20 protein-coding genes are annotated in these 25,547 nt (G+C 65.2%); 9 read left to right on the forward strand and 11 right to left on the reverse strand.

Translation table 11 applies throughout. The annotated features are described in order from the left end of the window. The first annotated feature begins 9 nt into the window (after window positions 1-9). Complete coding sequence (locus J0H39_06140; protein MBN9496314.1) at window positions 10-1,212, forward strand: mandelate racemase/muconate lactonizing enzyme family protein; 1,203 nt, start codon at window positions 10-12, stop codon at window positions 1,210-1,212. 21 nt (window positions 1,213-1,233) lie between these two features. On the opposite strand, the gene J0H39_06145 is transcribed toward J0H39_06140, so the two are convergent. Continuing rightward, a complete protein-coding gene (locus tag J0H39_06145) occupies window positions 1,234-2,118 on the reverse strand; it encodes an SMP-30/gluconolactonase/LRE family protein (GenBank protein ID MBN9496315.1) in 885 nt (294 codons plus the stop codon). Window positions 2,119-2,180: 62 nt separating this feature from the next. On the opposite strand from J0H39_06145, the gene J0H39_06150 reads away from it, so the two are divergent. From J0H39_06150 to J0H39_06165, 4 genes are all read left to right on the forward strand, one after another. Continuing rightward, complete coding sequence (locus J0H39_06150) at window positions 2,181-2,909, forward strand: GntR family transcriptional regulator (protein MBN9496316.1); 729 nt, start codon at window positions 2,181-2,183, stop codon at window positions 2,907-2,909. Then, a complete protein-coding gene (locus J0H39_06155) occupies window positions 2,906-3,826 on the forward strand; it encodes a dihydrodipicolinate synthase family protein (GenBank protein ID MBN9496317.1) in 921 nt (306 codons plus the stop codon). The genes J0H39_06150 and J0H39_06155 overlap by 4 nt, the downstream gene beginning before the upstream one ends. 50 nt (window positions 3,827-3,876) lie before the next feature. Then, on the forward strand, window positions 3,877-4,398 hold the full coding sequence (locus J0H39_06160; GenBank protein ID MBN9496318.1) for a hypothetical protein: 522 nt from the start codon (window positions 3,877-3,879) through the stop codon (window positions 4,396-4,398). Window positions 4,399-4,498: 100 nt separating this feature from the next. Next, a complete protein-coding gene (locus tag J0H39_06165) occupies window positions 4,499-5,794 on the forward strand; it encodes a PLP-dependent transferase (GenBank protein MBN9496319.1) in 1,296 nt (431 codons plus the stop codon). On the opposite strand, the gene J0H39_06170 is transcribed toward J0H39_06165, so the two are convergent. Next, complete coding sequence (locus J0H39_06170) at window positions 5,791-7,518, reverse strand: alpha/beta fold hydrolase (protein ID MBN9496320.1); 1,728 nt, start codon at window positions 7,516-7,518, stop codon at window positions 5,791-5,793. The genes J0H39_06165 and J0H39_06170 overlap by 4 nt on opposite strands. A 151-nt stretch (window positions 7,519-7,669) precedes the next feature. On the opposite strand from J0H39_06170, the gene J0H39_06175 reads away from it, so the two are divergent. Continuing rightward, complete coding sequence (locus J0H39_06175; GenBank protein MBN9496321.1) at window positions 7,670-9,403, forward strand: dihydroxy-acid dehydratase; 1,734 nt, start codon at window positions 7,670-7,672, stop codon at window positions 9,401-9,403. A gap of 31 nt (window positions 9,404-9,434) precedes the next feature. On the opposite strand, the gene J0H39_06180 is transcribed toward J0H39_06175, so the two are convergent. From J0H39_06180 to J0H39_06200, 5 genes are all read right to left on the reverse strand, one after another. After that, window positions 9,435-10,370: a carbohydrate ABC transporter permease gene (locus J0H39_06180; GenBank protein ID MBN9496322.1), complete on the reverse strand. Its 936-nt coding sequence runs from the start codon at window positions 10,368-10,370 to the stop codon at window positions 9,435-9,437. Further along, window positions 10,363-11,322 carry a sugar ABC transporter permease gene (locus J0H39_06185; GenBank protein ID MBN9496323.1) on the reverse strand — a complete coding sequence of 320 codons (960 nt, stop codon included), beginning with the start codon at window positions 11,320-11,322 and terminating at the stop codon, window positions 10,363-10,365. Before J0H39_06185 ends, J0H39_06180 begins: the two co-directional genes overlap by 8 nt. 82 nt (window positions 11,323-11,404) lie before the next feature. After that, window positions 11,405-12,760, reverse strand: coding sequence for an extracellular solute-binding protein (locus J0H39_06190; GenBank protein MBN9496324.1), 1,356 nt, complete (start codon window positions 12,758-12,760; stop codon window positions 11,405-11,407). Between the two features lie 61 nt (window positions 12,761-12,821). Then, the gene (gene ugpC, locus J0H39_06195; protein ID MBN9496325.1) at window positions 12,822-13,874 is read right to left on the reverse strand and encodes a sn-glycerol-3-phosphate ABC transporter ATP-binding protein UgpC; all 1,053 of its coding nucleotides are present in this window, start codon (window positions 13,872-13,874) and stop codon (window positions 12,822-12,824) included. 172 nt (window positions 13,875-14,046) lie between these two features. After that, the gene (locus J0H39_06200) at window positions 14,047-15,225 is read right to left on the reverse strand and encodes a Gfo/Idh/MocA family oxidoreductase (protein ID MBN9496326.1); all 1,179 of its coding nucleotides are present in this window, start codon (window positions 15,223-15,225) and stop codon (window positions 14,047-14,049) included. 67 nt (window positions 15,226-15,292) lie between these two features. Between J0H39_06200 and J0H39_06205 the strand changes: the two genes are divergently transcribed. Beyond that, window positions 15,293-16,432 carry a mandelate racemase gene (locus tag J0H39_06205; protein ID MBN9496327.1) on the forward strand — a complete coding sequence of 380 codons (1,140 nt, stop codon included), beginning with the start codon at window positions 15,293-15,295 and terminating at the stop codon, window positions 16,430-16,432. A gap of 68 nt (window positions 16,433-16,500) precedes the next feature. Further along, window positions 16,501-17,268: a molybdate ABC transporter substrate-binding protein gene (gene modA, locus J0H39_06210; protein ID MBN9496328.1), complete on the forward strand. Its 768-nt coding sequence runs from the start codon at window positions 16,501-16,503 to the stop codon at window positions 17,266-17,268. A 12-nt stretch (window positions 17,269-17,280) separates the two neighbouring features. On the opposite strand, the gene J0H39_06215 is transcribed toward modA, so the two are convergent. Then, a complete protein-coding gene (locus J0H39_06215; GenBank protein ID MBN9496329.1) occupies window positions 17,281-17,820 on the reverse strand; it encodes a DUF924 family protein in 540 nt (179 codons plus the stop codon). Beyond that, complete coding sequence (locus tag J0H39_06220; protein MBN9496330.1) at window positions 17,817-20,774, reverse strand: L-glutamate gamma-semialdehyde dehydrogenase; 2,958 nt, start codon at window positions 20,772-20,774, stop codon at window positions 17,817-17,819. The genes J0H39_06215 and J0H39_06220 overlap by 4 nt, the downstream gene beginning before the upstream one ends. 107 nt (window positions 20,775-20,881) lie before the next feature. On the opposite strand from J0H39_06220, the gene J0H39_06225 reads away from it, so the two are divergent. Beyond that, window positions 20,882-21,340, forward strand: coding sequence for an Lrp/AsnC ligand binding domain-containing protein (locus J0H39_06225; GenBank protein ID MBN9496331.1), 459 nt, complete (start codon window positions 20,882-20,884; stop codon window positions 21,338-21,340). Here the strand turns inward: J0H39_06225 and ppc are convergent. Together ppc and J0H39_06235 are read right to left on the reverse strand one after the other, a co-directional pair. After that, window positions 21,337-24,066 carry a phosphoenolpyruvate carboxylase gene (gene ppc, locus J0H39_06230; GenBank protein MBN9496332.1) on the reverse strand — a complete coding sequence of 910 codons (2,730 nt, stop codon included), beginning with the start codon at window positions 24,064-24,066 and terminating at the stop codon, window positions 21,337-21,339. The genes J0H39_06225 and ppc overlap by 4 nt on opposite strands. Before the next feature lie 96 nt (window positions 24,067-24,162). Beyond that, window positions 24,163-25,545, reverse strand: a complete 1,383-nt coding sequence (locus J0H39_06235) for a mannitol dehydrogenase family protein (protein MBN9496333.1) — start codon at window positions 25,543-25,545, stop codon at window positions 24,163-24,165. Window positions 25,546-25,547 lie beyond the last annotated feature (2 nt).

Genomic DNA, 25,547 nt, shown 5'->3' on the forward strand with positions numbered 1-25,547 from the left:
CGGATGGCACTGAAGATCGAACGTTTGCGCGCCTTCATGACGCGCGACAAGGACCGGCCCCGGGTGATCGTCGCGATCGACACCGAGGACGGCGTGACCGGCTGGGGCGAATGCTACAATCACGGCCCCGACAAGGCGCTGCTGCCGCTGCTCGACTATCTGTTCGGCTTCATCAAGGGCCAGGATGCGAGCCGCGTCGAATACCTGATCAATATTCTGATGCAGCAATCGCGCTTCCCCCCGGGCGCTTTGGGCCTCGCCGGGATTTCGGCGATCGACCATTGCCTGTGGGATATCTCGGCCAAGGCGCTGGGCGTGCCCGTCTACAAGATGATCGGCGGAAATGTGCGCGACCGCGTGAAGGTCTATGCGGGTGTCTACACCGCACCGGACCCGGCCGCTGCGCGCGACGAGTTCGACAAGTTGAACGCCGATTGGGGCCTGACCGCGTTCAAGCTGTCGCCGTATCGTTTGGACATGCACCGAAATCGCTGGGGCGAGGTTGTGCGCGAGGCGGCGGAGTATTTCCGCAAGCTGCGCGAGACGGTGCGCAGCGATTACGAAATTGCCTTCGATGCGCACGCCAAGATCTTCGAAGTGGGACAGGCGGCCCAGCTCGGCAACGCGCTGGCCCCCTACGATCCGATGTTCTTCGAGGAGCCGCTGCGCCCGGAGAATTTCGACGCCTGGGGCGAGTTGAAGCGCCAGTTGAAATGCACGCTGGCAACGGGCGAATCCTATTACAGTCGCTTCGAGTATCTACGCCTGATGCAGGCGAAGGGTTGCGACATCGTGCAGCCCGATATCTGCGTCGTCGGCGGCATCACCGAGATGAAGCGCATTGCCGCGATCGCCGAAGCGCATTTCGTGTCGATCGCGCCGCACAACCCGATGGGGCCGCTCGCCTCGGCGGTGAACCTGCATTTCTGCGCCGCGCAGACGAATTTCCGTTTTCTGGAATATCGCCTACCGCAAGGGCCGGGCTATGTGTTCGGCACCGGCCGCCAGGAGGCGCCGCCCGAAGAGCAGCGCTTGCAAGGTGCGTGGTACGTCAAGGATCCGTATCTGCCCAAGGACGGGCATTTGGAGCTGCGGCCCGACCGGCCCGGCTGGGGCGTCGAAATGGATATGCAGATCCTCGGCAAGGAGGACTACGTCCATTGGCAGCGCAAAGTGCCGGTCAAGCGCGACGGCTCGACCGGCTACGTTTGAGGGACGATGCGCGAACCCCGATCACAATTTGAGAGGTTCGCCGAACCGCGCGATCGGGGCGCCGGGCACGTCCACGCGGAAGGAGATCAGCGTGCCGCCTTCCTTCGGCCCCAGGCGGTCGCTGGTCAGCGACGTGACATAGAGCGTTTTGAGGTCGGGCCCGCCGAAGCACGGCATCGTCGGGGCGGCGAGGGGAACGGGAATGCGCGAAACGATCGTGCCGTCCGGCGCGATGCGGTTCAGCACGCCCGCCGACACACCCGCCGACCAGTAGAAGCCTTCCGCGTCGCACGCGGCCCCGTCGGGGCGGCCGTCTTCGTCCGACATCGTGCGGATGACGCGCTTGTTCGTCGCCGCACCGGTCTTCGCATCGAAGTCGAAGGTTTGGATGAAGCGATGGCGGCTGTCGGAATGGAACATCGTGCGGCCGTCCGGCGTCCACGCCAGACCGTTCGACACGATCAAGCCGTCGAGCAGGCGCACGCAGCTTTTGTCGGGGCCGACGCGGTAGAGCCCGGCGCGCGGTTCCTTCTCCGGCCGGTCGTCCATGCTGCCGATCCAGAAATAACCGTCGGGGCCGATCTTGCCGTCGTTCAGGCGATTGCCCTCGATGCCCGGCTCCGGGTTCACCAGGAAGTCGAACTTCTTGGTCGCGAAGTCGAAGTAATAGACGCCGTCGACCAGCGCCACGACCGCGCGCCCGTCGGGGCACAGACCGAACGAGCCGATCTTGCTCGGCATATCCCAGCGCTGGATCGCCTTGGTCGCGGGGTTCAGGCGGAACAAAGCCGGCGCCAGAATATCGATGAAGTACAGGCTTTGGCTTTTCGCGTCCCACAGCGGGCCTTCGCCCACGCCGAGCGGGAAGTCGATAAGCCGTTCGATTTGCAGCGTTTCCTTCGTCACGTGAGACCTTTCTTGGTGGGGTTGCGGGACGAGACACCCCTTGATATATCAGGCGCTGCCGAATGACCACGCCGAAAACCGGAGCCCCCGTGGAACTGCCCGTCCGCAGCCGATTAGCGCCGGTCGACCCCGCCTATTTGCGGGGTTTGCGCGAGCATGTCCACGATGTGTTGCGCCGGGCGATCATCGGCGGCGAATTGCCGGCGGGGTCGTGGCTGATTGAGCGCCAATTGGCGGCCGAATTGGGCGTCAGCACCACGCCGCTGAAGGAGGCGCTGCGCCGCCTCGAACTCGAAGGCCTGGTCGCGACCGAGCCGCGCCGCGGCGTGCGTGTGACCTTCGATTCAAACCAAGCCTACGAGATGGCGCTGGCGCGCGCCGCACTCGAAGCGATGATCAGCCGCATGGCGGCCGAACGCATCGACGCCGAGACCATCGCCGCGTTGCGCGCGATCGTGGCGCGGATGGAAGCGGCGACCAAGGTCGGCGATGTCGACGTGCTGATCGCCGCCAACGAGGAATTCCACGATCTGATCCACACCGCGTCGGGCTGCCGCTACATGCCGCGTTTGATCGAAACGCAGCGCGTGTTCGTGCACACCGCGCGTTACGTGATTTTGTCGGATGTTGAAGAGCGCGGCCGCGCCTTCGCCGAACATCGCGCGATTTTCGAAGCGCTCGCCGCGCATGACGGCGACGGTGCCGAACGCGCGATGCGCGACCATGTTTTGCGCTCTGCGCGCCAGCACGTCAAAACGGCGTTCGAACGCCGGGAGGAGACACCATCATGACCGCCAAACTGCGCCAAGCCCTCGCCGGTATCTCCGGCGTTCATGTCACGCCGTATACCGCCGATGGCGGGATCGACGGCGCGTTGCTCGCCAAGGTGATCGACCGCATCGCCGCCGCGGGCGTGCACAACATCGTCTCGGCCGGCAATACCGGCGAGTTCTACGCGCTGACGCTCGACGAAGTGCGCGCGGTGCATGACGGCGCCATCGAAGCCAACAAGAACCGCTCGCTGCTGACGGCCGGCGTGGGCCGCTCGCTGAAGGATGCGATCGAACTCGGCCGCCGCGCCAAGGCCAACGGCGCGCATGCGCTGATGGCGCATCAACCGCTCGACCCGTTCGCCGCCCCGCAAGCGCAGGCCGCGTATTTCAAAGCGATCGCCGACGGCGTCGATCTGCCGCTGGTCGCCTATGTGCGCTCCGACGCGATGGGCCGCGCCGATCTGCTCGGCATCGCCAATCATCCCAACGTCGTCGCGGTCAAATTCGCCACGCCGAACATGATGCTGTTGGCCGAAGTCGTGCGCGAAAGCGGCGCCAACACGGCGCTGTGGGTTTGCGGCCTCGCCGAAGGCTGGGCCGCCCCCTTCTATGCGGCGGGGGCGCGCGGCTTCACGTCGGGTCTCGTCAATGTCGATCCCAAGCGCTCGCTGGCGATCCACGCGGCGCTCGAATCGGGCGACTTCGCCAAGGTGCGCGAGCTCGTCACCACCATCGCCGCTTTCGAAACGATGCGCACCAAGTTCCAGAACGGCGCCAATGTCACGGTCGTCAAGGAAGCGATGATGCAGATCGGCTATCCGGTCGGCCCCGTGCGCCTGCCGGGTTTGGTGGCGCTGGATGCCGAAGACCGCGCCAAACTTTCCGGCATTCTCCAATCCTGGGGCGTTCTGCCCGCGCAACGGGCGGCGGAATAGCCCCCGGCTTACGGGCGTTCTCCGGCATCGAGCTTCGCCGGAGAACGTCCATGAAGCCTTTCGTTACATGTGCGGCTCTGCTTTTCAGCGTGGGCTGCGCGCAGGCCCAATATCTCGATCCCGTCGGCCAGCAAGCGTTGGAGAGTGCGCGTTCCGGCACCATCGTCCGCTGGGACGATCCCGACGGCAAGTCGGGCACGTTCGTGCCGCAACCGGCATTCCAGAATGCGGCGGGCGAGATCTGCCGCGAATTCCAGCAAAGCGTCGTCATCGGCGGCCGTCAGGAACAGGCCTGGGGTACGGCGTGCCGCAATCCCGACGGCTCGTGGCGCTTGCAGCGTGCGGCGACGGCCGAAGCGCCGTTGCCCGCCCCGCGCTATGTGCCCGCCCCCGCACCGATCTATATCCCGGCACCGCCGCCGCCGGTGATCTACAGCTATCGTCCCGCGTATTTCCCGCCGGGCTACTACTATTCGCGGCCTTATTACCCCGGCATCGTGGTGCGCGTCGGCCCGCCGCCGCGCCGTCATCACCATCATCACCATCACCACTACTATCGCCGGCATTGGTGAGGCGTTAAGCGTCCCTCACATCCCGCTTGAGGATTTCCGAATTGCGGCATTGTATGCCGCGGGCGACAAACGCCCGCGAGTATCGGAGGAGAGACGCATCATGACCGGCAAGAAACCCAATCCCGAAACCTTGGCTTTGCATGCGGGCTGGCGCGCGGATCCCGCGACCGGCGCCGTCGCGGTGCCGATCTATCAGACGACCTCCTACCAATTCCGCGACACGCAGCACGCCGAAAACCTGTTCGCGCTGAAGGAACTCGGCAACATCTACACGCGCTTGGGCAATCCGACGACCGATGTGCTGGAGAAGCGCGTCGCGGCGCTGGAAGGCGGCGTGGCCGCTTTGGCGCTGGCGTCGGGCCAAGCCGCGTCGGCCTTCGCGATCCAGAATTTGGCGCGCGCGGGCGACAACGTCGTCAGCTCCACCGATCTTTACGGCGGCACGTGGAATCTGTTCGCGAATACGCTGAAGGATCAGGGCATCGACGTACGCTTCGTCGATCCCGCCGATCCCGAAGCCTTCCGACGTGCGACCGATGCGCGCACGCGCGCCTATTACGCCGAAACGCTGCCGAACCCGAAGCTGACCGTATTCCCGATCGCGGAAGTCGCGGCGATCGGCCGCGAATTCGGCATTCCGCTGATCGTCGACAACACGGCGGCCCCGCTGCTGGCGCGGCCCTTCGATCATGGGGCGGCGGTCGTCGTCTATTCGTCGACCAAGTATCTCGGCGGTCACGGCACGTCGATCGGCGGCGTGATCGTCGACGGCGGCAATTTCGATTGGGCGAAATTCCCCGAACGCCAGCCCGCCCTCAACACGCCCGATCCCAGCTATCACGGCGCGGTGTGGTTCGAAGCGGTGAAGCCGCTCGGGCCCGTCGCCTATATCATCAAGGCGCGCACGACGCTGCTGCGCGATCTGGGTTCGGCGCTGTCGCCGTTCAACGCGTTCCAATTGCTGCAAGGGATCGAGACGCTACCCTTGCGCATCGAACGCCATGCGCAGAACGCCCAGCGCGTGGCGGATTTCCTAGCCAAGCGCGGGGAAGTGACCAGCGTCATCCATCCGTCGGCGCAATCGGGTGCGGCGCGCGCGCGGGCCGACAAATACCTCAAGGGCGGCTATGGCGGCTTGGTCGGCTTCGAACTGAAGGGCGGGCGCGATGCCGGCCGCCGTTTCATCGACGCGCTGGAGTTGTTCTATCACGTCGCCAATATCGGCGACGCGCGCAGCCTCGCCATCCATCCGGCGACGACCACGCACTCGCAGTTGAACGCTGACGAGCAGAAGGCGGCCGGCGTGACGCCGGGCTATGTGCGCCTGTCGATCGGCCTCGAGCATATCGACGATATCCTCGCCGATCTCGACAAGGCGCTCAAAGCCGCGGGCTAAGTCTCGAACACATAGGCGCCGGGTGCCGCCGCCAAGCCCTTCGACGGGGTGGGCGGCGGCACTTTGGCGCCGCCGCGCGCGTCGAGCCATTCGTCGAGCGCCGTCCACCACGAGCCGTCGCGCTGCCCGGCGGCGGCAAGCCAGGTGTCGGGATCGACGAAGGGCGCGCCCGCATGCAGCGTGCCGATCCGGTAATGCCGCTTGGGTGCGCCGGGCGGATTGACGATGCCGACATTGTGGCCGCCGCTGGTCAGCGCGAAGGTAAACTCCGACGACGCGAACAATCCGATCTTGTAGGCCGAGCGCCACGGCGCCACGTGATCGCGTTCGGTGCCGACGGCGAAGATCGGGATCGTGATATCCGACAGCGCCACCGGCCGCCCGTCGACCAGGAAGCGCCCGCCCGACAGATCGTTGCCCAGGAACAGCTTGCGAAGATATTCCGTGTGCATGCGATAGGGCATGCGCGTCGCATCCGCGTTCCACGCCATCAAATCGGAAGGTGCGGCGTCCTCGCCCAACAGATAGGCGCGCACCATCCGCGACCAGATCAGATCGTTGGAACGCAATAGCTGGAAGGCGCCCGCCATCTGGCGCGTGTCGAGATAGCCGTGGCGCCACATCATCGATTCGATGAAGTTCACTTCGCTGTCGTCGATGAACAGCGAAAGTTCGCCCGGCTCGGAGAAATCGACTTGCGCCGCGAGCAGGATCATCGACCGCAGCCGCGTATCGCCGTCGCGGGCCATCGCGGCGGCGGCGATGGCGAGCAGCGTGCCGCCCAGGCAATAACCCAGCGCGTCGATCGGCGCGTTCGGGCAGATTTCCGAAATCGCGTCGAGGGCGGCCATCACGCCCAGGCGCCGGTAATCCTCCATCGACAAGTCGCGGTCGCTTTCGTCCGGATTGTGCCAGGAAATGGCGAACACCGTGCGGCCTTGCTCGACCAGATGGCGGATCAGCGAGTTCTCGGGCGACAGATCCAGAATGTAATATTTCATGATCCACGCCGGCACGATCAGCAGCGGCGCTTCGTTCACGTCGGGCGTGACGGGATCGTAGCGGATCAATTCGATCAGCCGGTTCTTGAACACGACCTTGCCCGGCGTGACGGCGACATCGCGTCCCGGCACGTAATCGTCGCGGGGCGTGGATTTGCCGGCGAAGGCGACCGCCATGTCGCGCTGGAGATTCGTGAAACCGCGCAGGAAATTAAAGCCGCCGGTGCGGATCGTCTCGGCCAGAACTTCGGGATTCGTCGCGACGAAGTTCGACGGCGAGAACACGTCCAGCATTTGGCGCGTGGTGAAATTCACCACGTCTAGACTATGCCGGTTGGCGCCCGGCACGTGATCGGTCGCCACATGCATCCATTGCTGGGCCAGCAGAAACGCCTGGTGATAGATATCGAACGGCCAGCGCCGCCACGCTTCGTCGCGAAAGCGCGAATCGCCGGGCAAGGGCTCGATCACCGGCGGGGCGGGCGACCAGGGATTGTCGTAGGCGAGCAGCGAGCCGAGGCTCGCGAGTTTGCGTTGCGTCTTTTGCAGCAGATGCAATTGCGTGCCCGGCGAGCTGAGCAGATGCAAGCCCCAATCGGCGAAGGCCAAGCCCAGCGCCGCGGGCGAGACGCCCATCGTCGCGGCCGCGATATTCGCCTGCACGAAACGGTCGAGTTCGATCAGCGATTTGGGTTTGTCGCCGGTGTCGTTGGCGTCGGTCATTCCGCACTCCGGGGTTCGAGGGCGCAGGATCGCCTTGCGTTACCGCAACCGCATTGAGATGGGTCAATCGCTCCGGTTGCGCAAGAGCAAGGCGACGGGCAAACTTGGCGCCGAACGCGGGGAATTCCGCGCAGATGATGGGAGCGAGACGATGGCCGACAGTCACGATACGAAAGATTACAAGCTGCGTTCGAACGCGTGGTTCCGCCAGGACCGCGACGGGTTCGGCCGCCGCTCCTGGATGAAGAACCAAGGCCGCGCCGACCATCTGTTCGACGGCCGCCCGATCATCGGCATTTGCAATACCTGGTCGGAATTCACGCCCTGCAACGGCCATTTCCGCGATATCGCGGAATATGTGAAGCGCGGCGTCTACGAAATGGGCGGCTTCCCGCTGGAATTCCCGGTCATGTCGCTGTCGGAAATTCTGCTGCGCCCGACGGCGATGCTCTATCGCAATCTCGCCTCGATGGACGTGGAGGAATCGATTCGCGGTCAGCCTATGGACGGCGTGATCCTGCTCACCGGTTGCGACAAAACCACGCCGTCGCTGGTGATGGGCGCCGCGTCCTGCGATATCCCGACGTTGGTCGTCTCCGGCGGGCCGATGCTCAACGGCCGCTACAAGGGCGAACTCGTCGGCTCGGGCACGCATACTTGGCTGTTCACCGAACGCCTCAAGACCGGCGAAATGACGATGGCCGATCTCTCGCAGGCGGAAGCCGCGATGTCGCGTTCCTCCGGCCATTGCATGACGATGGGCACCGCCTCGACCATGGCGTCGATGGTCGAAGCGTTGGGCATCGCGTTGCCGAGCAACGCCGCCATTCCGGGCGTCGACGCGCGCCGCTATGCGCTCGCGCATATGGCGGGACGGCGGATCGTCGAGATGGTGAAGGAAGATCTTCGCCTGTCGAAGGTGCTGACCAAGAAGGCGTTCGAGAACGCGATCATGGTCAACGGCGCCATCGGCGGCTCGACCAACGCGGTCGTCCATCTTCTCGCCATGGCGGGCCGTATGGGTGTGGATCTCACGCTCGACGATTGGGATCGCCTAGGCCGCGATATGCCCTGCCTCGTCAATCTGATGCCGTCGGGCAAGTATTTGATGGAGGAGTTCTACTACGCCGGCGGCATTCCGGCGGTGATCTCCGAGATCAAACACAAACTGCATCTCGACGCGCTGACGGTCACCGGCAAGACGATCGGCGAGAACAACAAAGACGCCAAAAATTGGGACACGGACGTGATCTTCCCGTTCGACAAGCCGTTCAAGCCCCAAGGCGGCATCGCCGTCGTGAAGGGCAATCTCGCCCCCAACGGTGCCGTCTTGAAGCCGTCGGCCGCCAGCCCCCATCTGCTCAAACATCGCGGCCGCGCGGTCGTGTTCGAATCGATCGAGGATTACGACAAGCGCATCGACGATCCCACTCTCGACGTCGACGAGAATTGCATCATGGTGCTGAAGGGCTGCGGGCCGAAGGGCTATCCGGGCTTCCCGGAAGTCGGCAATTTCGCACTGCCCGCCAAGATCCTGAAAAAAGGCGTGCGCGACATGATCCGCATTTCCGATGCGCGCATGTCGGGCACGGCTTACGGCACGACTGTGCTGCACACCTCGCCCGAAGCCGCCGCCGGCGGGCCGATCGCGCTGGTGCGCGACGGCGACATGATCGAGCTGGATATCCCGGGCCGGCGTCTGCATCTCGACGTGTCGGATGCCGAGCTTGAAAAGCGCCGCAAGGAGTGGACGCCGCCCGCGCCGCCCAGCGATCGCGGCTATTACAAGCTCTATGTCGATCACGTGCAGCAGGCCGATCGCGGCGCCGATCTCGACTTCCTGGTCGGAAAGTCGGGTGCCCGGATCGTGCGCGAAAGCCACTAAGCCATCGCGCGAGGCCGGTGCGGTTGGAGGGTTACTCCTTCACCGCACCGGTCAGCGACGAGACGTAGTAGTCGACGAACAGCGAATAGAACAGCGCGACCGGGATCGATCCCAGCAGGGACCCCGCCATCAGCGCGCCCCATTGATAGACATCGCCGGTGACGAGTTCGGTCAGGATCGCGACCGGCACGGTCTTCTTCTCGCTCGATTGGATGAAGGCGAGCGCGTAGATGAACTCGTTCCACGACAGCGTGAAGCTGAAAATGCCGGCGCTGATGAGACCCGGGACCGCCAGCGGCAGCGTGATCTCGCGCAGGATCTGCACGCGCGTGGCGCCGTCGATCAGCGCGCATTCCTCCAGCTCGTACGGGATCGACTTGAAATAGCCGATCAGCAGCCAGGTGCAGAACGGGATCAGGAAGGTCGGATAGACCAGGATCAGCGCCAGCGGCGTATCGAACAGCCCGAGCCAATTCACCATCATGGCGAGCGGGATGAACAGGATCGACGGCGGCACGAGATAGGCGAGATAAATCGCCAAACCGACATACTGGCTGCCTTTGAAGCGCAGGCGCTGAATCGCGTAAGCGGCGAGCGTGCTCGCGAACAGCGACAGGAAGGTCGAGCAGATGGCGACGATCATCGTCGTCCATAGCCAAGTCGGATACGCCGTCTTGAACAGCAGATGGTAGATGTGATCGAGCGTCGGCGACGTGATCCAGAACGGGTTGTTTTCCCTGTAATTATAGAGCTCGGCGTTCGGTTTGAACGCCGTCACCGTCATCCAATAGAACGGAAACAGCAGGATCAGCACGAAACAGGCGAGCGGCAGGTAGATCGTCACCATGCGGCGCGAACGCGTATCCCACGCCATACGTTCGGCCGCGGCGGCGGCCGAAACCTTGCGCGCGAGGGCTGGATCGACGCCCGCTTGATCGTCGGCGGCGTTGATGCGGGCGTCAGTCATCGCTTTCTCCCTGCTGCCATTTGCGCCGCGCGAGGGCGTAGTAGCTGAACAGCGTCGCGAACACGAGGAACGGGATCATCGACACCGCGATGGCCGCCCCTTCGCCCAACTGGCCGCCGGGAATGCCGCGCTGGAAGGCGAGCGTGGCGAGCAGGTGGGTCGAGTTGATCGGGCCGCCGCGCGTGATCGCGTAGACGAGCTGGAAATCGGTGAAAGTGAAGATGATGCTGAAGGTCATGACGATCGCGAGGATCGGCAGCAGCATCGGGAAGGTGATGTAGCGGAAGCGCTGCCAGCCGGTCGTGCCGTCGAGCATCGCGGCCTCGTAGAGCGAAGGCGAGATGGTCTGCAAGCCGGCGAGCAGCGAGATCGCGACGAACGGAATGCCGCGCCACACATTGGCCCAGATCAGCGACCAGCGCGCGGGCCAGGGCGTGTTGATGAAATCCACGTTGGTGTCGCGCAATCCCATCTCGATCAGCAGATAGGAAATGATCGAGAATTGCGGATCGTAGATCCACCAGAAGGCGATGGCCGACAGCACCGTGGGCACGATCCAGGGCAGCAGGATGATGGCGCGCAGAATGCTTTTGAACGGCAGATGGTGGTTCAGCAAAAGGGCGAGCCACAGGCCGAGCCCGAATTTCAGCACCGTCGCGATGCCGGTGTAGAACACGCTGTAAAACACCGCGTTCCACCACAGCCGATCCTCGATCAGGAACTCGAAATTCTCCAGCCCCACCCAGCGGCCGCTGCGCCCGATCGTCGTGTCGGTGAAGGCAAGCCAGATGCCCAAACCCAGCGGATAGGTGAGGAACACCAGCAGCAGCCCGACAGCCGGCAGCAGGCAGATGAAGACGAGGAAGGGCTTCCAATCGAACAGCTTGGCGATGGCGCCGAGCTCGCGTTTGGGGCGGACCCATCTCGTGGGCGGGGTGGCGGCCATGTCCATGGCGCGGCTCCGGTCGGGCGTCTTGAAAGGAAAGAAGGGGGCGGCGCCGTGTATGGGGACTCGGCGCCGCCCGGCAGGTTCGTCAGCTGCGGAAGATGCGGCGCGCGCGGCGCTCGGCTTCCTGCGCCGCTTGCTGCGGCGTCGATTGGCCGGACGCGACCGCGGCGCACATCTGCACCGTGACGTATTCGGCGTTGGCCTGACCCGAGGCTTCGGTGATCGGGCCCTTGTAACCGTTCCAGAACGGCGAGCGCATCGTGTCCTTGAAGATCGACACGCGCGGATCGCCCTGCCACACGGCGGCCGCGTCGTAGGCCGCGAGCGGATGCGCCCAGTAGCCGAGATTGGCGTTGAGCCACGGCTCGTGCTGCTCGTGCTCCAGCATGAATTGCAGGAACGCCTTCGACGCGTTGGGGAACTTCGAGTGCTGGAACACCATCGCGTTGAGGGTGAGGCCCGTCATCGCGGGGATGTTCAAGCGGCCCTTGGGCATCAGCTGGTGCTGCGTGTCCTCGGCGATCGCGGCGGTGGCCGGATCGTTCTTCAGCGCGAAGTAGAGCGACACGCCGTTTTGCGTGAGCCACAATTCCTGCGACGCGTAGGCGCGGTTGTTGGAAATGTCGTTCCACGCCGTGGTGCCCGGAATGAACGCGGCGTGCAGCTCCTTGAGGTAGTTGAGCGCGTCGATCGTTTCCTTGCTGTTGATCGCGACCTTGCCGGCTTCGTCGACCAGATAGCCGCCGAACGACCAGATCAGCCAGTTGCAGAACGAGTTGCCGTCGCCGACCGCGTTGCCCAGCGCGAAGCCCGACGGCTTGCCCGCCGCCTTCAGCTTCTTGCACAGATCGAGGAAGCCGGCGTGATCGTCCGGGATCGACTGGAAGCCGGCCGCGTTGACCGCCGATTTGCGGTAGACGATCGGGCCGCCCGAGGCGCCGAAGGGCAGGCCGATCCAGTTGTTGGTTCCCGCGCGCTTGCCGTATTTGTCGGCCATGGCGAGCCAGCCGCCGTAACGCTTGCCGATATATTCGGCGACGTCGGTCAGGTCGATCAGCTTCGACGTGAAGATGTGCGGGGCGTCGGAGAAGCCCATGATCAGATCGGGGCCCGCACCCGTGTTCGCGGTGACCGCGGTCTGCTGGTTGATATCCTCCCAGCCGACGAAATCGACCCGGACCTGCACGCCGGTCTTGGCGGTGAATTTGGCGGCGTTGGCGCGGAACACGTCTTCGTCGGGCTGGACGAAGCGCACCGGGCGCAGCATGCGCAACGTGGCGCCGCTTTCGATGGGAAGATTGGGCGGTGCGACATTGGCCGCCTGAACGCGGCCCGCTTGCGCGAAGGCCTTGTGCGCGCCGGCCGACATGGCCGCGAGACCGGCACCGGCCGCGAGAACGCCGCGGCGGGTAATGCTGCGACGAGTGATGATGTTCGTCATTTCGCGTCTCCCCTTTTTTGCCTGGTTATGTTCGAGTTGATTTGCGTTCGCGTAAGGCTCCCTAAATGCGCTTGCCCGTTTCGCGGTCGAACAGATGGACCAGCGATATATCGGGCGAGATGCCGAGCGGCTCGCCGCGCTTGGCGGAAATGCGCTCGCGGAAGGCGCCGATGACCGTCGTCTCGCCGACCTTCAACATGACTTGCGTTTCCGATCCCGTCGGCTCGATCACATGCACGCGCGCCTGGACGCCGTTGGGGTCGAGCATCAGATGCTCGGGCCGGATGCCGTAGACGACCGAAGCGCCCTCGGCGGCCTTATGACCCGGCGGCAAAGGCCAGTGCCCGCCGCCCGCGTCGACGAAAGCGCCGCCCGAGATTTTGCCCGCGAGCATGTTCATCGCCGGCGAGCCGATGAAGCCCGCGACGAACAGATTGGCGGGACGGTCGTAAAGCTCCAAGGGTGCGCCGATCTGCTCGATGCGGCCTTGATGCATGACCACGATCTTGTCGGCCATGGTCATGGCTTCGATCTGGTCGTGCGTGACGTAGACGGTGGTGACGTTCAGACGCTGGTGGAGATCTTTGATCTCCGAGCGCATCGCCACGCGCAATTTGGCGTCGAGATTCGATAGCGGCTCGTCGAACAGGAAGACCTGCGGATGGCGCACGATCGCGCGGCCCATCGCCACGCGCTGGCGCTGCCCGCCGGAAAGCTGGCGCGGAAAGCGCTCCAGCAATTGGTCGAGGCCGAGGATTTTCGAAGCGCCCTTGACTTCGCTGTCCAGCACGTCGGGCGGCGCGCCGGCGAGCTTCAGCGAGAAGGCCATGTTCCGCATCACGGTCATGTGCGGATAAAGCGCGTAGTTCTGGAACACCATCGCGATGTCGCGATCCTTGGGCGGCACGCTGTTGACCACGCGTCCGCCGATCGCGATTTCGCCGCCGGTGATGTTCTCGAGACCCGCCAGCATGCGCAGCAGGGTGGATTTTCCGCAGCCCGACGGTCCGACCAGAACGACGAATTCGCCGTCGGCAATATCGACGCTCACGCCATGCAGCACCGGAACGCTGCCGAACGATTTGCGCACGTCGCGGATTTCGACCGACGCCATGCTCCCTCCCTGTTTCGCCGGGCGGCGCATCGTGGCGCCGCCTCTGACGGTCTCACCTTGGCATGATCCGGTCCGGAATTGAAACCGTCTCGTCGCCGTGCGTGATCGGGCGACAGCTAAAACGATTTAGTCGATCCGCGCAACGGGAAGTTTCCATCGCGATACGAAGGATTTAGGGTCGCGCCAAGGTCACCCATTTGCCGGACTCCGCCGACGCCACGCAGGCCTCGCAGAACGCCAGGCCTTCGGCGCCATCTTCGCCGGTCGGCAGGCTGGTCGCCAGCGGATCGGGTGCGACATTCGCCCGGCGCGCGGCGGCCAATTCGGCGAAATCGCGGTAAAGATTGGCGAAGCCTTCGTGGAACGCCTCGGGGTGTCCCGCCGGCAAACGTGCGGCGGCGCGCGCCAGCGGATGCAGCGTCGGCAAGCCGCGCGTGCGGATCTCGGCGGGCCTGGCATGGCGCATCACGCGCAATTCGTTCGCCGCCGCGTGATGCCAGTAAAGACCGCCGGCTTGGCCGTAGATTTCGATCGACATGGCGTTCTCCGCGCCCGTCGCGGCCTTGGTGATGAACAACGGGCCGCGCGCGCCGCCTTCCAGGCGCACGATGACCGACGCCGTGTCATGCGCCGTGCGGCCGGGCACGGCGGCACCCACATCGGCGAGCACGGCTTCGATGCGCTGGCCCGCGACGAAATTCACCAATTGATGTGCATGCGTGCCGATATCGGCCAGAACATGGCTGGGGCCGCCGCGCGCGGCATCGAGCCGCCAGCGCGTGCGCGAGGACATTTTCTCCGGCTCGGCTTCGACCAGCGTGCCGAGCGATCCGCTGACATAGGCCGCATGTAGCGTTTGCGGTTTGCCGATTTCGCCCGCCGCGATCGCCGCGCGCGCCTCGCGCAGCATGGGATAGCCCGAGTAGTTATAGGTGACGGCGAGCACCAGCCCCTTGCCGCGCGCCAGCACGGCGAGCGCTTTGGACGAGGCGTAGTCGTTGGTCAGCGGCTTGTCGCAGATCACGTCGAGCCCGGCGTTCAGCGCCATTTCGACATAGCGCGCATGGCTGTCGTTGGGCGTCATGATCGCGACGGCGTCGATCCCGTCGGCGCGCGCCGCTTCGCCGGCGATCATCGCGGCCATGTCGGCGTAGCCGCGGGCGATGTTGAGGCGTGCGGCTTCCGCTTTCGAACGCGCGGGATCGGACGACAACACGCCGGCCGTCAACTCGAAGCAATCGTCGAGGCGCGCCGCCAAGCGATGCACCGGGCCGATCAATGCGCCGCCCGCACCGCCGACGAGCCCCAAACGCAAACGCCGGCCGAGTTTCTGGATCGAAGCTGTGCTCATGTCGTGTTTCCTTCCCTTGGTCGCGTATTATGGCGCTTTCGGCGTCCCTTTTGCATTGTTCGCGAATATGAAAATCGTCGCGATCCGCGAAACCACCCTCGATATGGCCGATGCGACGCGCAACGCCGCCGTCGGCTTCGGCCGTATGACCGCCAGCGTCGCGGTCGTGGCGGTCGAAACCGCCGCCGGACGCCGCGTTCGCGGCTATGCGATCGACTCGCCCGGGCGCTATGCGTCGGGCGCCATCCTGCGCGAACGCTTGGCGCCGCGCGTGCTGGCCGCCGATCCGGCCGATTATCTCGACGCCTCGGGCACGTTGCCCGATCCGTGGAAGATTCGCGCGCTGGCGATGCGCGACGAGAAACCCGGCGGCCATGGCGAGCGCGCGGCCGCGATGGGTCTGCTCGACGGCGCCATCTGGGATCTGATCGGCAAATTGCAGGACAAGCCGCTGTGGGCGGTGCTGCGCGGGCCGAAGCCCGGTGTGCCGAACGTGCCGGTCTATGCGACATGCGGCTTCTATCGCGGCGACGACGATCTGCCCCAGCTGGAGGACGAGCTCGAACGCGCGATCGATCTCGGCTTCGATACGGTGAAGATCAAAGGCGGGGCCATCGATCTCGACGCCGATCGAAGGCGGATCGACGTGGCTCTCGACTGTCTCGGCGGCAAAGCGAAGCTCGCCCTAGATTGCAACGCGACGATGACGCTCGACGCGGCGCGCGCATTCTTGTCGGCGATCGCCGATCTGCCGATCGCCTGGGTGGAGGAGCCGGTCGATCCGCTCGATTACGACGCGCATCGCGCTTTGGCGGCGGAATTCATCGTGCCGTTGGGCACGGGCGAAAACCTGTTCTCGGCGGCGGATGCGCGCAATCTGCTGCGCCATGGCGGCTTGCGCAAGGATCGCGATCTGCTGCAATTCGATATCGGGCTTGGGCATGGCTTGGTCGAATATCTGCGCATCTTGGCCGAAGCCGAAGACGCGGGCTGGGCGCGCGCCAATTTCGTGCCGCATGTCGGCTATCGCTTCGCGTTGCAGGTCGCGGCGGGACTCGGCCTCGGCCGGCACGAGGTGGGCCCGTTCCAGCGCGTCGCCTATCGCCCCGCGATGTCGGGGGCTAGCGCCTTGCCGGGCGACGCGCCCGGAATCGGCTGGGAGGCCGATCCGGTTTTCGCGGGCTTGTTCGCGAGTCTCGATCGCTGATCCGGACTTGACGGTCGGCCCGCCGATATCGTTATATCCATTTGAATATAGCGATGGCAGGGCGCGCGATGCACCGGGCGATTTTGAATCTGTTTGCCGCTGCCGTATTGATGCTGGTGGGGGCCGTTTCCGCCAAGGCGCAGGAGATCACCGTCTACGCCGCCGCCTCAATGACCGATGTGCTGGGAGCCGTCGCGGTACCGTTGCGCGCCAAGGGCGTGGCCGCGAAATTCTCGTTCGGCTCGTCGTCGACGCTCGCGCGCCAGATAGAGAACGGCGCGCCCGCCGACGTATTCGTCTCGGCGGACGAGGATTGGATGAACTATCTCGCCACGCGCAATCTGATCGTGCCGGATTCGCGCAAAGTCTTCGCTGGCAACGATCTGGTGCTGATCGCCCCCGCCGATAAGCCCACGAAGATCGAGATTTCCACAGCGACCGATTTCCCCGCGCTGTTGGGCCCGCGGGGCCGCATCGCGACGGGCGATCCCGCCCATGTGCCGGTCGGGCGCTACGCCAAAGCCGCACTCGAAAATCTCGGCTTGTGGAACGCGGTCTCCGGCCGCATCGCGGGGGCTGAGAATGTGCGCGTGGCGTTGACGCTGGTCGAACGCGGCGAAGCGCCGTTCGGCATCGTCTACGGCACGGATGCGAAGTCGAGCCCGCGCGTCGTGGTCGTGGGTAATTTTCCGGCCGGCAGCTATCCGCCGGTGACGTATCCCGCCGCGATCGTCGCCAAGCGCGACGCGAAGCCGGCGCGCGATTTCATCGCGTTCCTGTCGAGCGCCGAAGGCAAGGCGATATTCCAGCGCTTCGGCTTTTCCACGCGGAATTAAGCCGGGGCCGAACTAACCCGCGAAGCCACCTGTCGCGAGGAAGTCGATCTCCGCTTGCGTGGAAACGCGGCCGAGAATTTCGTTTCGATGCGGGAAACGGCCGAAGCGCCGCACGATGTCGCGATGGCCTTTGGCGTGGGTCAGATACGGCTCGCCCAAAGCGGCATTGAGCGCCACGCTGATCTCCTGATCGGCCGCATCTTCCGAATGCGCGAAGGGCAAAGCGAGGAACAGCCGCATCTCCGGCGGCACTTTCAGGAAATAGCCCGCGTCGATCGACGCGCGCGCGTAGCGCCGCGCCAGCGCATCGGTCGCGTACATGCGCGCCGTTCCCCGAAAAGCATTGCGCGGAAACTGATCGGTCAAAATCAAAAGCGCCAAGGCGCCGTCGGGCGAACCGAGCCATTCTTCGTTGGCCCCGGCGGCGGCGACTTCGTGCGCGCCGAGAAATCGCTCGCGGAACGCCGCGTCGAAGGCCGGATTTTTCGAAAACCAATTTTCGTCGCGTCCGGCTTGCGCCCAGAACTCGATGATCTCGACGATGCCGGTCATCGCCCGCCAGCCATCAACGCGACATCGCCGCCGACGGCGGCGGTGTTGACGCTGAGCGTCGTTTCGACGCCGAAGCGCGCCAGATAATTCGGGCCCCCCGCTTTCGGCCCTGTGCCCGAAAGCCCATGCCCGCCGAAAGGCTGCACGCCGACGACGGCGCCGATGGTCGAACGGTTGACGTAGATATTGCCGACCGAAAGCGCCGCGCGCACACGGGCCTGGAAACTTTCCAACCGCGAATGGATGCCGAGCGTCAGGCCGTAGCCCGTGCCCGCGATCGCGGCGAGAACGTCGTCGAGGCGATCTTGGCGCCAGCGCACGAGATGCAGGATCGGCCCGAAAATCTCGCGCGTCGGGGCGTTGGCCAGCGTCACGTCGAGCAGCGTTGGCGGCACGAAATTGCCGGGCGGCACGGCCGCGCTTTGCGCGACGATCCGCGCGCGGTTATCGGCGAGATACGCGTCGAGCTTCGCCTTCGCGTCAGCATCGATCACCGGCCCGATATCGGTCGCGGGATCGCCCGCATCGCCCAGGCGCAATTCCGCCATGGCGCCCTTCAGCATCGCGATCGTGCGGTCGGCGGCATCTTCCTGCACGAACAGCAGGCGCAAAGCCGAGCAGCGCTGGCCCGCACTTTGGAAGGCGGAGACGATCGCGTCGTTGACGAGTTGCTCGGTCAACGCCGAGCTATCGGCGATCATCGCGTTGACGCCGCCCGTCTCCGCGATCAGCGGCACGATCGGCCCGTTCTTGGCGGCAAGTGCGCGATTGATCGTTTGCGCCGTCGCGGTCGATCCGGTGAAGGCGACACCGGCGATGCGCGGATCCTCGATCAAAGCCTGGCCGATCTTCGGCCCGCCGATAACCAAGCGCAGCACGTCGCGCGGGATTCCGGCTTCGTGCAGCAAGGCGACGGCGCGCGCGGCGATTTGCGGCGTTTGCGGGGCGGGCTTGGCGACGACGCTGTTGCCCACGGCCAAAGCCGCCGCGATCTGGCCCGTAAAGATCGCCAACGGGAAGTTCCACGGCGAAACACAGGCGAACACGCCGCGCCCGCCGAGGGCGAGCGTATTGCGCTCGCCCGTCGGGCCGGGCAGCGTTTGGGTGCCGCAAACCCGCCGCGCTTCGCTCGCGTAATAGCGCAGGAAATCGACCGCCTCGCGCAGTTCCGACACCGCGTCGGGAATTGTGCGGAAGCCTTCGCGCACGATGGCGGCGATCAATTCCTTGCCGTTGGCTTCGAACAGATCGGCGGCGCGTTCCAGAATGGCCGCACGATCCGCGACGGATCGTTTGGACCACGCGACGAAACCATGCGCCGCGGTTTCGATTTCCGCCGCGACCGGCGTTTCGGCCGGAGCAGGGCCCAGGTTCAACGCGCCAATCGCCGCGACAAGTTCGCCGCGCACCTTATCGTCGGCGAGATCGTAGCCCGCCGAATTCTTGCGGTCGGCGAACATCGCCGCCGGAAGACGCACCGGTTTGGTCGTGCGCGCGAGTGCCGTTTCCGGATCGGCGACGATATCGCCGAGCGGCACGGAATTGTCTTTGATCTGGTGGATGAAGGATGTGTTGGCGCCGTTTTCCAACAAGCGCCGCACGAGATAGGGCAGCAGATCGCGATGGGCGCCCACGGGCGCATAGACGCGTACGCGGGCGCGCGAACCCAACGCGTCGTATAGCCCGTCGCCCATGCCGTGCAGCTTCTGGAATTCGAAATCGTCGCGGCCATCGGCCAGCGCCAGGATTTCGAGCGCGCTGCGCGGATTATGCGTCGCGAATTGGCCGTAGATCGCGCCCTTCGCGGCCAGCAGCCTTATCGCGCAGGCGCGATAGGAAAGATCGGTCGCCGGTTTGCGCACGAAAACGGGATAGTCGGAAAGCCCGCGCTCCTGCGCCCATTTGATCTCGCTGTCCCAATAGGCGCCTTTGACCAGGCGCACTATGAAGCGCCGCCTGGCGTCGCGCGCGAGATCGCCGAGCCATGCGCACACGCCGACGGCGCGCTTTTGATACGCTTGGACCGCGAGGCCGAGTCCGTCCCAGCCGTCGAGCCGCTTATCGCGCGCCAGCGCTTCGAAAAGTTCGAGCGACAGCACGAGCCGGTCGGCTTCCTCGGCATCGACGGTGAAATTGATTCCGGCTTGCGCGGCATGTTCGGCCAAGGCCGACAGGCGCGGCAGAAGTTCATCGAAAGCCCGCGCGCGCAACGCGGGCTCGTAACGCGAATGCAGGGCCGAGAGTTTCACCGAAATGCCGGGATTGCGGCGCGGATCGCGTCCTTGCGCCTTCGCCGCGATGGCCGCGATTGCGGCTTTGTAGCTGGCGAAATAGCGCGCGGCATCGTCGGCGGTTTTCGCGGCCTCGCCCAGCATGTCGAAGGAATGGGTGTGATGGGCGGGCGCTTGCGCGGCGCGCGACAAGGCGGCGTCGATCGTTTCGCCCATCACGAATTGCTGGCCCATGATGCGCATCGCCGCTTCGATCGCGCGGCGCAACACCGGCGCCCCCAATCGCCCCAGCGCGCGGCGCAGCAGATCGCCGGCGCCGCCGTGGCTGTCCCCCGTCCAATCGAGGAAACGTCCGGTCAGTGCCAAGCCCCAGGCCGAGGCGTTCACCAAAACCGAGTCCGCGTGGCCGAGATGCTTGTCCCAATCGGGCGCGCCCAGCTTGTCGCCGATCAGCGCGTCGATCGTCGCCTTGTCGGGGATGCGCAGCAGCGCTTCCGCCAAGCACATCAGCGCCACGCCCTCGGCGGTCGAAAGTTCGAACTCGGCAAGGAAGGTTTCCACACCCAAACGCTTGCCGCCTTCGGCCCGCAAACGCCCGGCGAGGTCGAGCGCTTCGCGCGCCACTTTCTCGGCCAGTGCCGGGGGCAAAGCGGCGGTGGCGGCGAGGCGATTGAGTGCGGCTTCTTCCGGCAGAAGCTTGTCGGGCGCGAAGGGGAAGGGCATTCGGATATCCTGCTAAATATAGTATCGTTAGGCTACATATCCGTTATATTTAAGCAAGATAGAGAAAAATTCCGTTTTCAATCTTCTAAACAGGTAAATATCTGGATATGGACGCTATCGATTTGCAGATTTTGGACGCGCTCCAACACGAAGCGCGGATCACCAATGTCGACCTCGCCAGGCGCGTGGGGTTGAGCCCCACGCCGTGCTTGGAACGCGTGCGGCGCTTGGAACGCGACGGCTATATCCAAGGCTATCGCGCGGAGTTGGACGCGAACCGGCTGGGGGCGGGCCTGCTCGTCTTCCTCGAAGTGTCGATCGACCGCACCTCGTCCGAGGCGTTCGCCGAATTCGCGGCGAAGATCAAAGCCCAGCGCGAAGTGATCGAATGCCACATGGTCGCGGGCGGCTTCGACTATCTGCTGAAAGTGCGCGTGCGCGACATGGAAGCCTATCGCGACTTCCTGGGCCGCACGCTGGTCGACGTGCCCCATATCCGCGAAACGCGGACCTATATGGTGATGGAGCAGGTCAAGACCGGCGGCGCCATCCCGTTGGCGCTTTAGCCCGTGTTGCGCATGCCCGCGGCGATGGCGTTGACGGTCAGCAGCAGCGGATGGCGCCAATCCGCACCCCCGCCGTCGCGCAGCTTGGTCAGCAGCACGGCCTGCAGCGCGTTCATCGCGTCGAGATAGGGTTTGCGCCGTTCGAGCGACAAGGCGAGCGACGGGTTGGCGGCGAGCGGCGACGCGCCCGCCACGCGCTTCAGGGCCTTGGCGGTCAGCGCGAGCTCGTCCGAAATCATTTCGAACACGCGCTTGGCGCTGGCGGCGTCGCGCGCGAGCGGCTGGTAGAGCTTGGCGACGGGCAGCGACGCCTTGGCTTCCGCCATCGCGACATTGTCGACGAGATTGCGGAAGAACGGCCAATCGCGATGCATGCGTTTGAGCAAACGCAGATTGGCGGGCGATTCCTTGGCGAAGGCTTCGATCGCCGTACCGATCCCGTACCACGCGGGCAAGGCGAGGCGGGCGAGCGACCAGCCGAACACCCAGGGAATGGCGCGGATCGCGCGGATGTCGCGCCCGGCTTGCGGGCGGTGCGACGGGCGCGACCCGATATTGAGCCCGCCCAATTCGTCGACCGGCGTGGTCTCGTAGAAATAGTCGAGGAAGCCCGGTGTCGCGACCAGATCGCGATAGGCTTCTTCGCCCAATTCGGCCAGCCGCGCCATCGCGCGTTCCCAATCGGCGGGGCGTGCCCCCTTGCGATAGGGCGGGCCGAGTGTCTTCTTCAGAAGGCCCGAGAGTGCAACGGTGAGCTCGTACGCCGCCGTGTCGCGGTTCGAATATTTGAACGAGAGCACTTCGCCCTGTTCGGTGAATTTGATGCGTCCGTTCGCGGCCTCGCGCGGGCCGGCGAGGATCGAATCATGCGTCGGGCCGCCGCCGCGCGCATGGCTGCCGCCGCGGCCGTGGAACAACACGTAGGGCACTTTGGCCGCGTCGAACACGCGCGCGAGTTCGGTCTGCGCGGAATGCAGCGCCCAGCCGGAGGCGAGAATGCCGCCGTCTTTGCAGGAATCCGAATAGCCGAGCATGATTTCCTGCGTGCCGCCGGCCGCATCCAGCAACGCGCGATAGCCGGGGCGGGCGAGCAACGCGCGCAAGATACCCGGCCCGGCGCGCAGATCAGCGATGGTTTCGAACAACGGCGCCACGCGCAGTTTGCCCGCAAGTCCTGCGAGCTTCGCCAGGAACTGCACCTCCAGCACCGCGCTGGCGCGATCGGCCATCGAGATCACATAAGTCTCGATGGCGAGCGGCCCGAGTTCGGCGTGCAGCGTGGCGACGGCGTTGAGAGTCGCCAATATCTCCTCGGTCTCCGCCGACAGTTTGGGGCCCATCAGCAAAACCGGGCCCGGCCGCGCGATCAGATCGTCGAGCAGATCGAGGCGTTGTTCCTCGTCCAGCGTTTCGTAATCGGGCAGGCCCGGCAGACCGGCGACGAGTTCGCTCACCGCCTTGCGGTGGCGTTTGGATTCCTGGCGCACGTCCAAACGCGCCAGATGGAAGCCGAACACGCCGACGAGCCGCTCGAGATCGAGCAGCGCGCCCGACGAAAGATAACGATCGCCGTCATGGACCAGCGCCTTGCGCAGCGCCGTCACATCGGCGGCGAAGCTGGCGGCGTCGGGATAGGCTTCGTCGGGCAAAGGCAGATCGTCGTTGCCCGCGATCTTCGCTTCGGTCCAAGCAAGGCGCTTGGCGAGGCGCAAACGCATATAGGCGATCTTGCGCCGATAGGGCTCGCGCGCCAGCACATGCGTTTGGCCCGCGAAGGTCGCGGTGGCGTAGCGCTTGTCGTCGGCGGCGAGGCTCTTCGCGAAATCGTCGAGCAGGCGGATATAGGCCTGCGATTGCGTCAGGCGCTCGGCCATCGCATCGACGCGGCGCAGATACTCGCGCAAGACCTCGCGCGATTGCGCGCGCATCGCGAACAGCGTGGTGCGCGAGGTGACGTTCGGGTTGCCGTCGCGATCGCCGCCGATCCATGACCCGAACGCGATCAGGCCGTGGGGCGCTTGGCCGGTCGCGGCGTCCAGTGCACGCAACGAATCCGCCACCGCGTCGTAAAGGGCGGCGCGGAAGAACAGCAAGCCGTTGGCGACTTCGTCGGCCACGGTCAACTTGTCGGCGCGCACCGTGTCGGTCTTCCACAAGGTCGCGATCTCGCCCTTGATCGCGTCCAGCGCGCGCGCATGCGGCGCTGTGCGCGGATCGAGCGTCACCAACTGCATGACCAGTTCGTAAAGCCGGCGATGGCCGCGCTGCACCGATTGGCGCCGCGCCTCGGTCGGATGCGCGGTCATCACCGGCATCAGCGACATTTTCGGCAAGGCGGCGGCGATCTTCTTCGGCGTGGCATGCGCGCCGAGCTGGGCCAGCGTATCGGGGAAGGAACGCGGCCACGCCTCGGTCTCCGTACCGCGCTCGGCGGCGCGCCAGGCTTCCTCGGCGATGTTCACGACCGCGAAGAACAGCGCGAAGGCGCGGGCCAATAACGTGGCATCGGCCGCCTCGATTTTGCGCAAACCGGCGGCGAGGCGCGCGACCTCCGCCGCTTTGGGCTCGCCGCCGCGCCGCAACTCGACGAAACCGGTACGCAAAGATTCGACGGCGGAATACGCCGCTTCCCCGTCATGCGCGCGAACCGTTTCGCCGACCAACCCACCGAGCAGCTTCACCAACGCGCGAAACTGCCGATCGCCTTCCGAACTACGAATAACCATGGCCGCACCTACCCCACCCAAGGTGGTTCTCGCAAGTGATGTGCCAGCGGTTTATAGGTGTACGAACATGGTTTCCATTTTTCGGCGCGGCGTCGGTTAGGCGACGAGGGCGCGCAGCGGCGTCGTGAAACGCGGGTTCTTCGGCAATTCCCTGCCGAACACCGCTTCGCAGGCCAAGAAATCGTCGAGGCCGCGCAAAGCGGTCAGTGTCGCGGCCAGCGGGTCTTGAAGTTTCGTCCCTTCGCGGCGGACATGGCCGATCCAGGCGGCGACGGCTTTGATCGCCTCGGGCGCGTCGCGTCCCGCCGACAAATTTTCCGAAATCGTGCCGAGCAAACGCTGCGGCAGTTTTTGCGAGCCATCCATCGCGATTTGGATCAGGCGATGGCGGATGCCGCGATTGGCGAAACGCGCGCACAGCGCGTCGGCATAGGCGTCGAGATCGAGGCCGGGCACGGGGGCGAGCGTTGCCGCCGCCTCGCGCATGATCGCGCGTGTCGCGGCGCGCAATTCGGGATCGGCGATCGCCTCGGCGACCGTCGTGTGGCCTTTGGCGAGACCGCGATAGGCCAGCGCCGAATGGGCACCATTCAGCAGTCGCAGCTTCGCACGTTCATAGGGGGCGACGTCCGGCACGATCTGGGCGCCCGCTTGGTCCCAGGCGGGGCGCGGGCCGCCGAACTTGTCCTCGATCACCCATTGGGCGAAGGGCTCGGCCACCACCAAGCCTTGATCGTCGACGCCGGTAATCGCGGCGGCCGTTTTGCGGTCGTCGTCGGTGGTTGCAGGCACGATGCGGTCGATCATCGTGCAGGGGAAGGCGACGTTGCGCTCGATCCAGTCGCGCAGCTTCGCATCGCGCAGACCCGCATATTGCGCGGCGAGCCTCGCGACCACGCGGCCGTTGGACGGCAGGTTGTCGCAACACAGCACCGTCGGCGGCGCATGGCCCGCAGCGCGCGCGCGGGCGAGGCCGGCAACCAGAATGCCGATGGCCGAGCGCGGGCGTTCGGGATCGGCGAGGTCGGCGACGATATCGGGATGCCGAACATCCAGATCGCCGGTCGCCGGGATGTGGCAATAACCCTTCTCGGTGACGGTCGAGGACACGATGCGCGTCGACATGTCGCCGATGCGTGCGATCAACGCGGCGGGATCGCTGGGAGCGTGCAGCACTTCGCCGATCACGCCCATGATCTCGACGCGGCGCTTATCGTCGTCGAGCACCAGCACGCCATAGAGCCCGTCTTGCGGGTTCAACTGGGCGGGAACGTCGAGGCCGCGCAGACTCGCACCCGTAATGCCCCAATCGCCACCGGCGGCTTCGATGGCGCGCTGCGTGTACCAAGCCTGATGGGCGCGGTGGAAGGCACCACACCCCAGATGGACGATGCCGCGCGCGAGCTTGGCCGGGTCGAATTTCGGCCGCGAAACTTGGGCCGGAAGATTGGCGAGGGTCGCGCGCGATAATCGTTTCATTG

This window comes from Alphaproteobacteria bacterium (genome assembly GCA_017308135.1).
Lineage (GTDB): Bacteria > Pseudomonadota > Alphaproteobacteria > CACIAM-22H2 > CACIAM-22H2 > Tagaea.

Bases quoted from the DNA above. Each gene is read 5' to 3' on its own strand.
- J0H39_06150 (MBN9496316.1), top strand. From the start codon at position 2,181: ATGACCACGCCGAAAACCGGAGCCCCCGTGGAACTGCCCGTCCGCAGC.
- J0H39_06155 (MBN9496317.1), top strand. From the start codon at position 2,906: ATGACCGCCAAACTGCGCCAAGCCCTCGCCGGTATCTCCGGCGTTCAT.
- J0H39_06160 (MBN9496318.1), top strand. From the start codon at position 3,877: ATGAAGCCTTTCGTTACATGTGCGGCTCTGCTTTTCAGCGTGGGCTGC.
- J0H39_06165 (MBN9496319.1), top strand. From the start codon at position 4,499: ATGACCGGCAAGAAACCCAATCCCGAAACCTTGGCTTTGCATGCGGGC.
- J0H39_06170 (MBN9496320.1), bottom strand. From the start codon at position 7,518: ATGACCGACGCCAACGACACCGGCGACAAACCCAAATCGCTGATCGAA.
- J0H39_06175 (MBN9496321.1), top strand. From the start codon at position 7,670: ATGGCCGACAGTCACGATACGAAAGATTACAAGCTGCGTTCGAACGCG.
- J0H39_06180 (MBN9496322.1), bottom strand. From the start codon at position 10,370: ATGACTGACGCCCGCATCAACGCCGCCGACGATCAAGCGGGCGTCGAT.
- J0H39_06185 (MBN9496323.1), bottom strand. From the start codon at position 11,322: ATGGACATGGCCGCCACCCCGCCCACGAGATGGGTCCGCCCCAAACGC.
- J0H39_06190 (MBN9496324.1), bottom strand. From the start codon at position 12,760: ATGACGAACATCATCACTCGTCGCAGCATTACCCGCCGCGGCGTTCTC.
- ugpC (MBN9496325.1), bottom strand. From the start codon at position 13,874: ATGGCGTCGGTCGAAATCCGCGACGTGCGCAAATCGTTCGGCAGCGTT.
- J0H39_06200 (MBN9496326.1), bottom strand. From the start codon at position 15,225: ATGAGCACAGCTTCGATCCAGAAACTCGGCCGGCGTTTGCGTTTGGGG.
- J0H39_06205 (MBN9496327.1), top strand. From the start codon at position 15,293: ATGAAAATCGTCGCGATCCGCGAAACCACCCTCGATATGGCCGATGCG.
- modA (MBN9496328.1), top strand. From the start codon at position 16,501: ATGCACCGGGCGATTTTGAATCTGTTTGCCGCTGCCGTATTGATGCTG.
- J0H39_06215 (MBN9496329.1), bottom strand. From the start codon at position 17,820: ATGACCGGCATCGTCGAGATCATCGAGTTCTGGGCGCAAGCCGGACGC.
- J0H39_06220 (MBN9496330.1), bottom strand. From the start codon at position 20,774: ATGCCCTTCCCCTTCGCGCCCGACAAGCTTCTGCCGGAAGAAGCCGCA.
- J0H39_06225 (MBN9496331.1), top strand. From the start codon at position 20,882: ATGGACGCTATCGATTTGCAGATTTTGGACGCGCTCCAACACGAAGCG.
- ppc (MBN9496332.1), bottom strand. From the start codon at position 24,066: ATGGTTATTCGTAGTTCGGAAGGCGATCGGCAGTTTCGCGCGTTGGTG.
- J0H39_06235 (MBN9496333.1), bottom strand. From the start codon at position 25,545: ATGAAACGATTATCGCGCGCGACCCTCGCCAATCTTCCGGCCCAAGTT.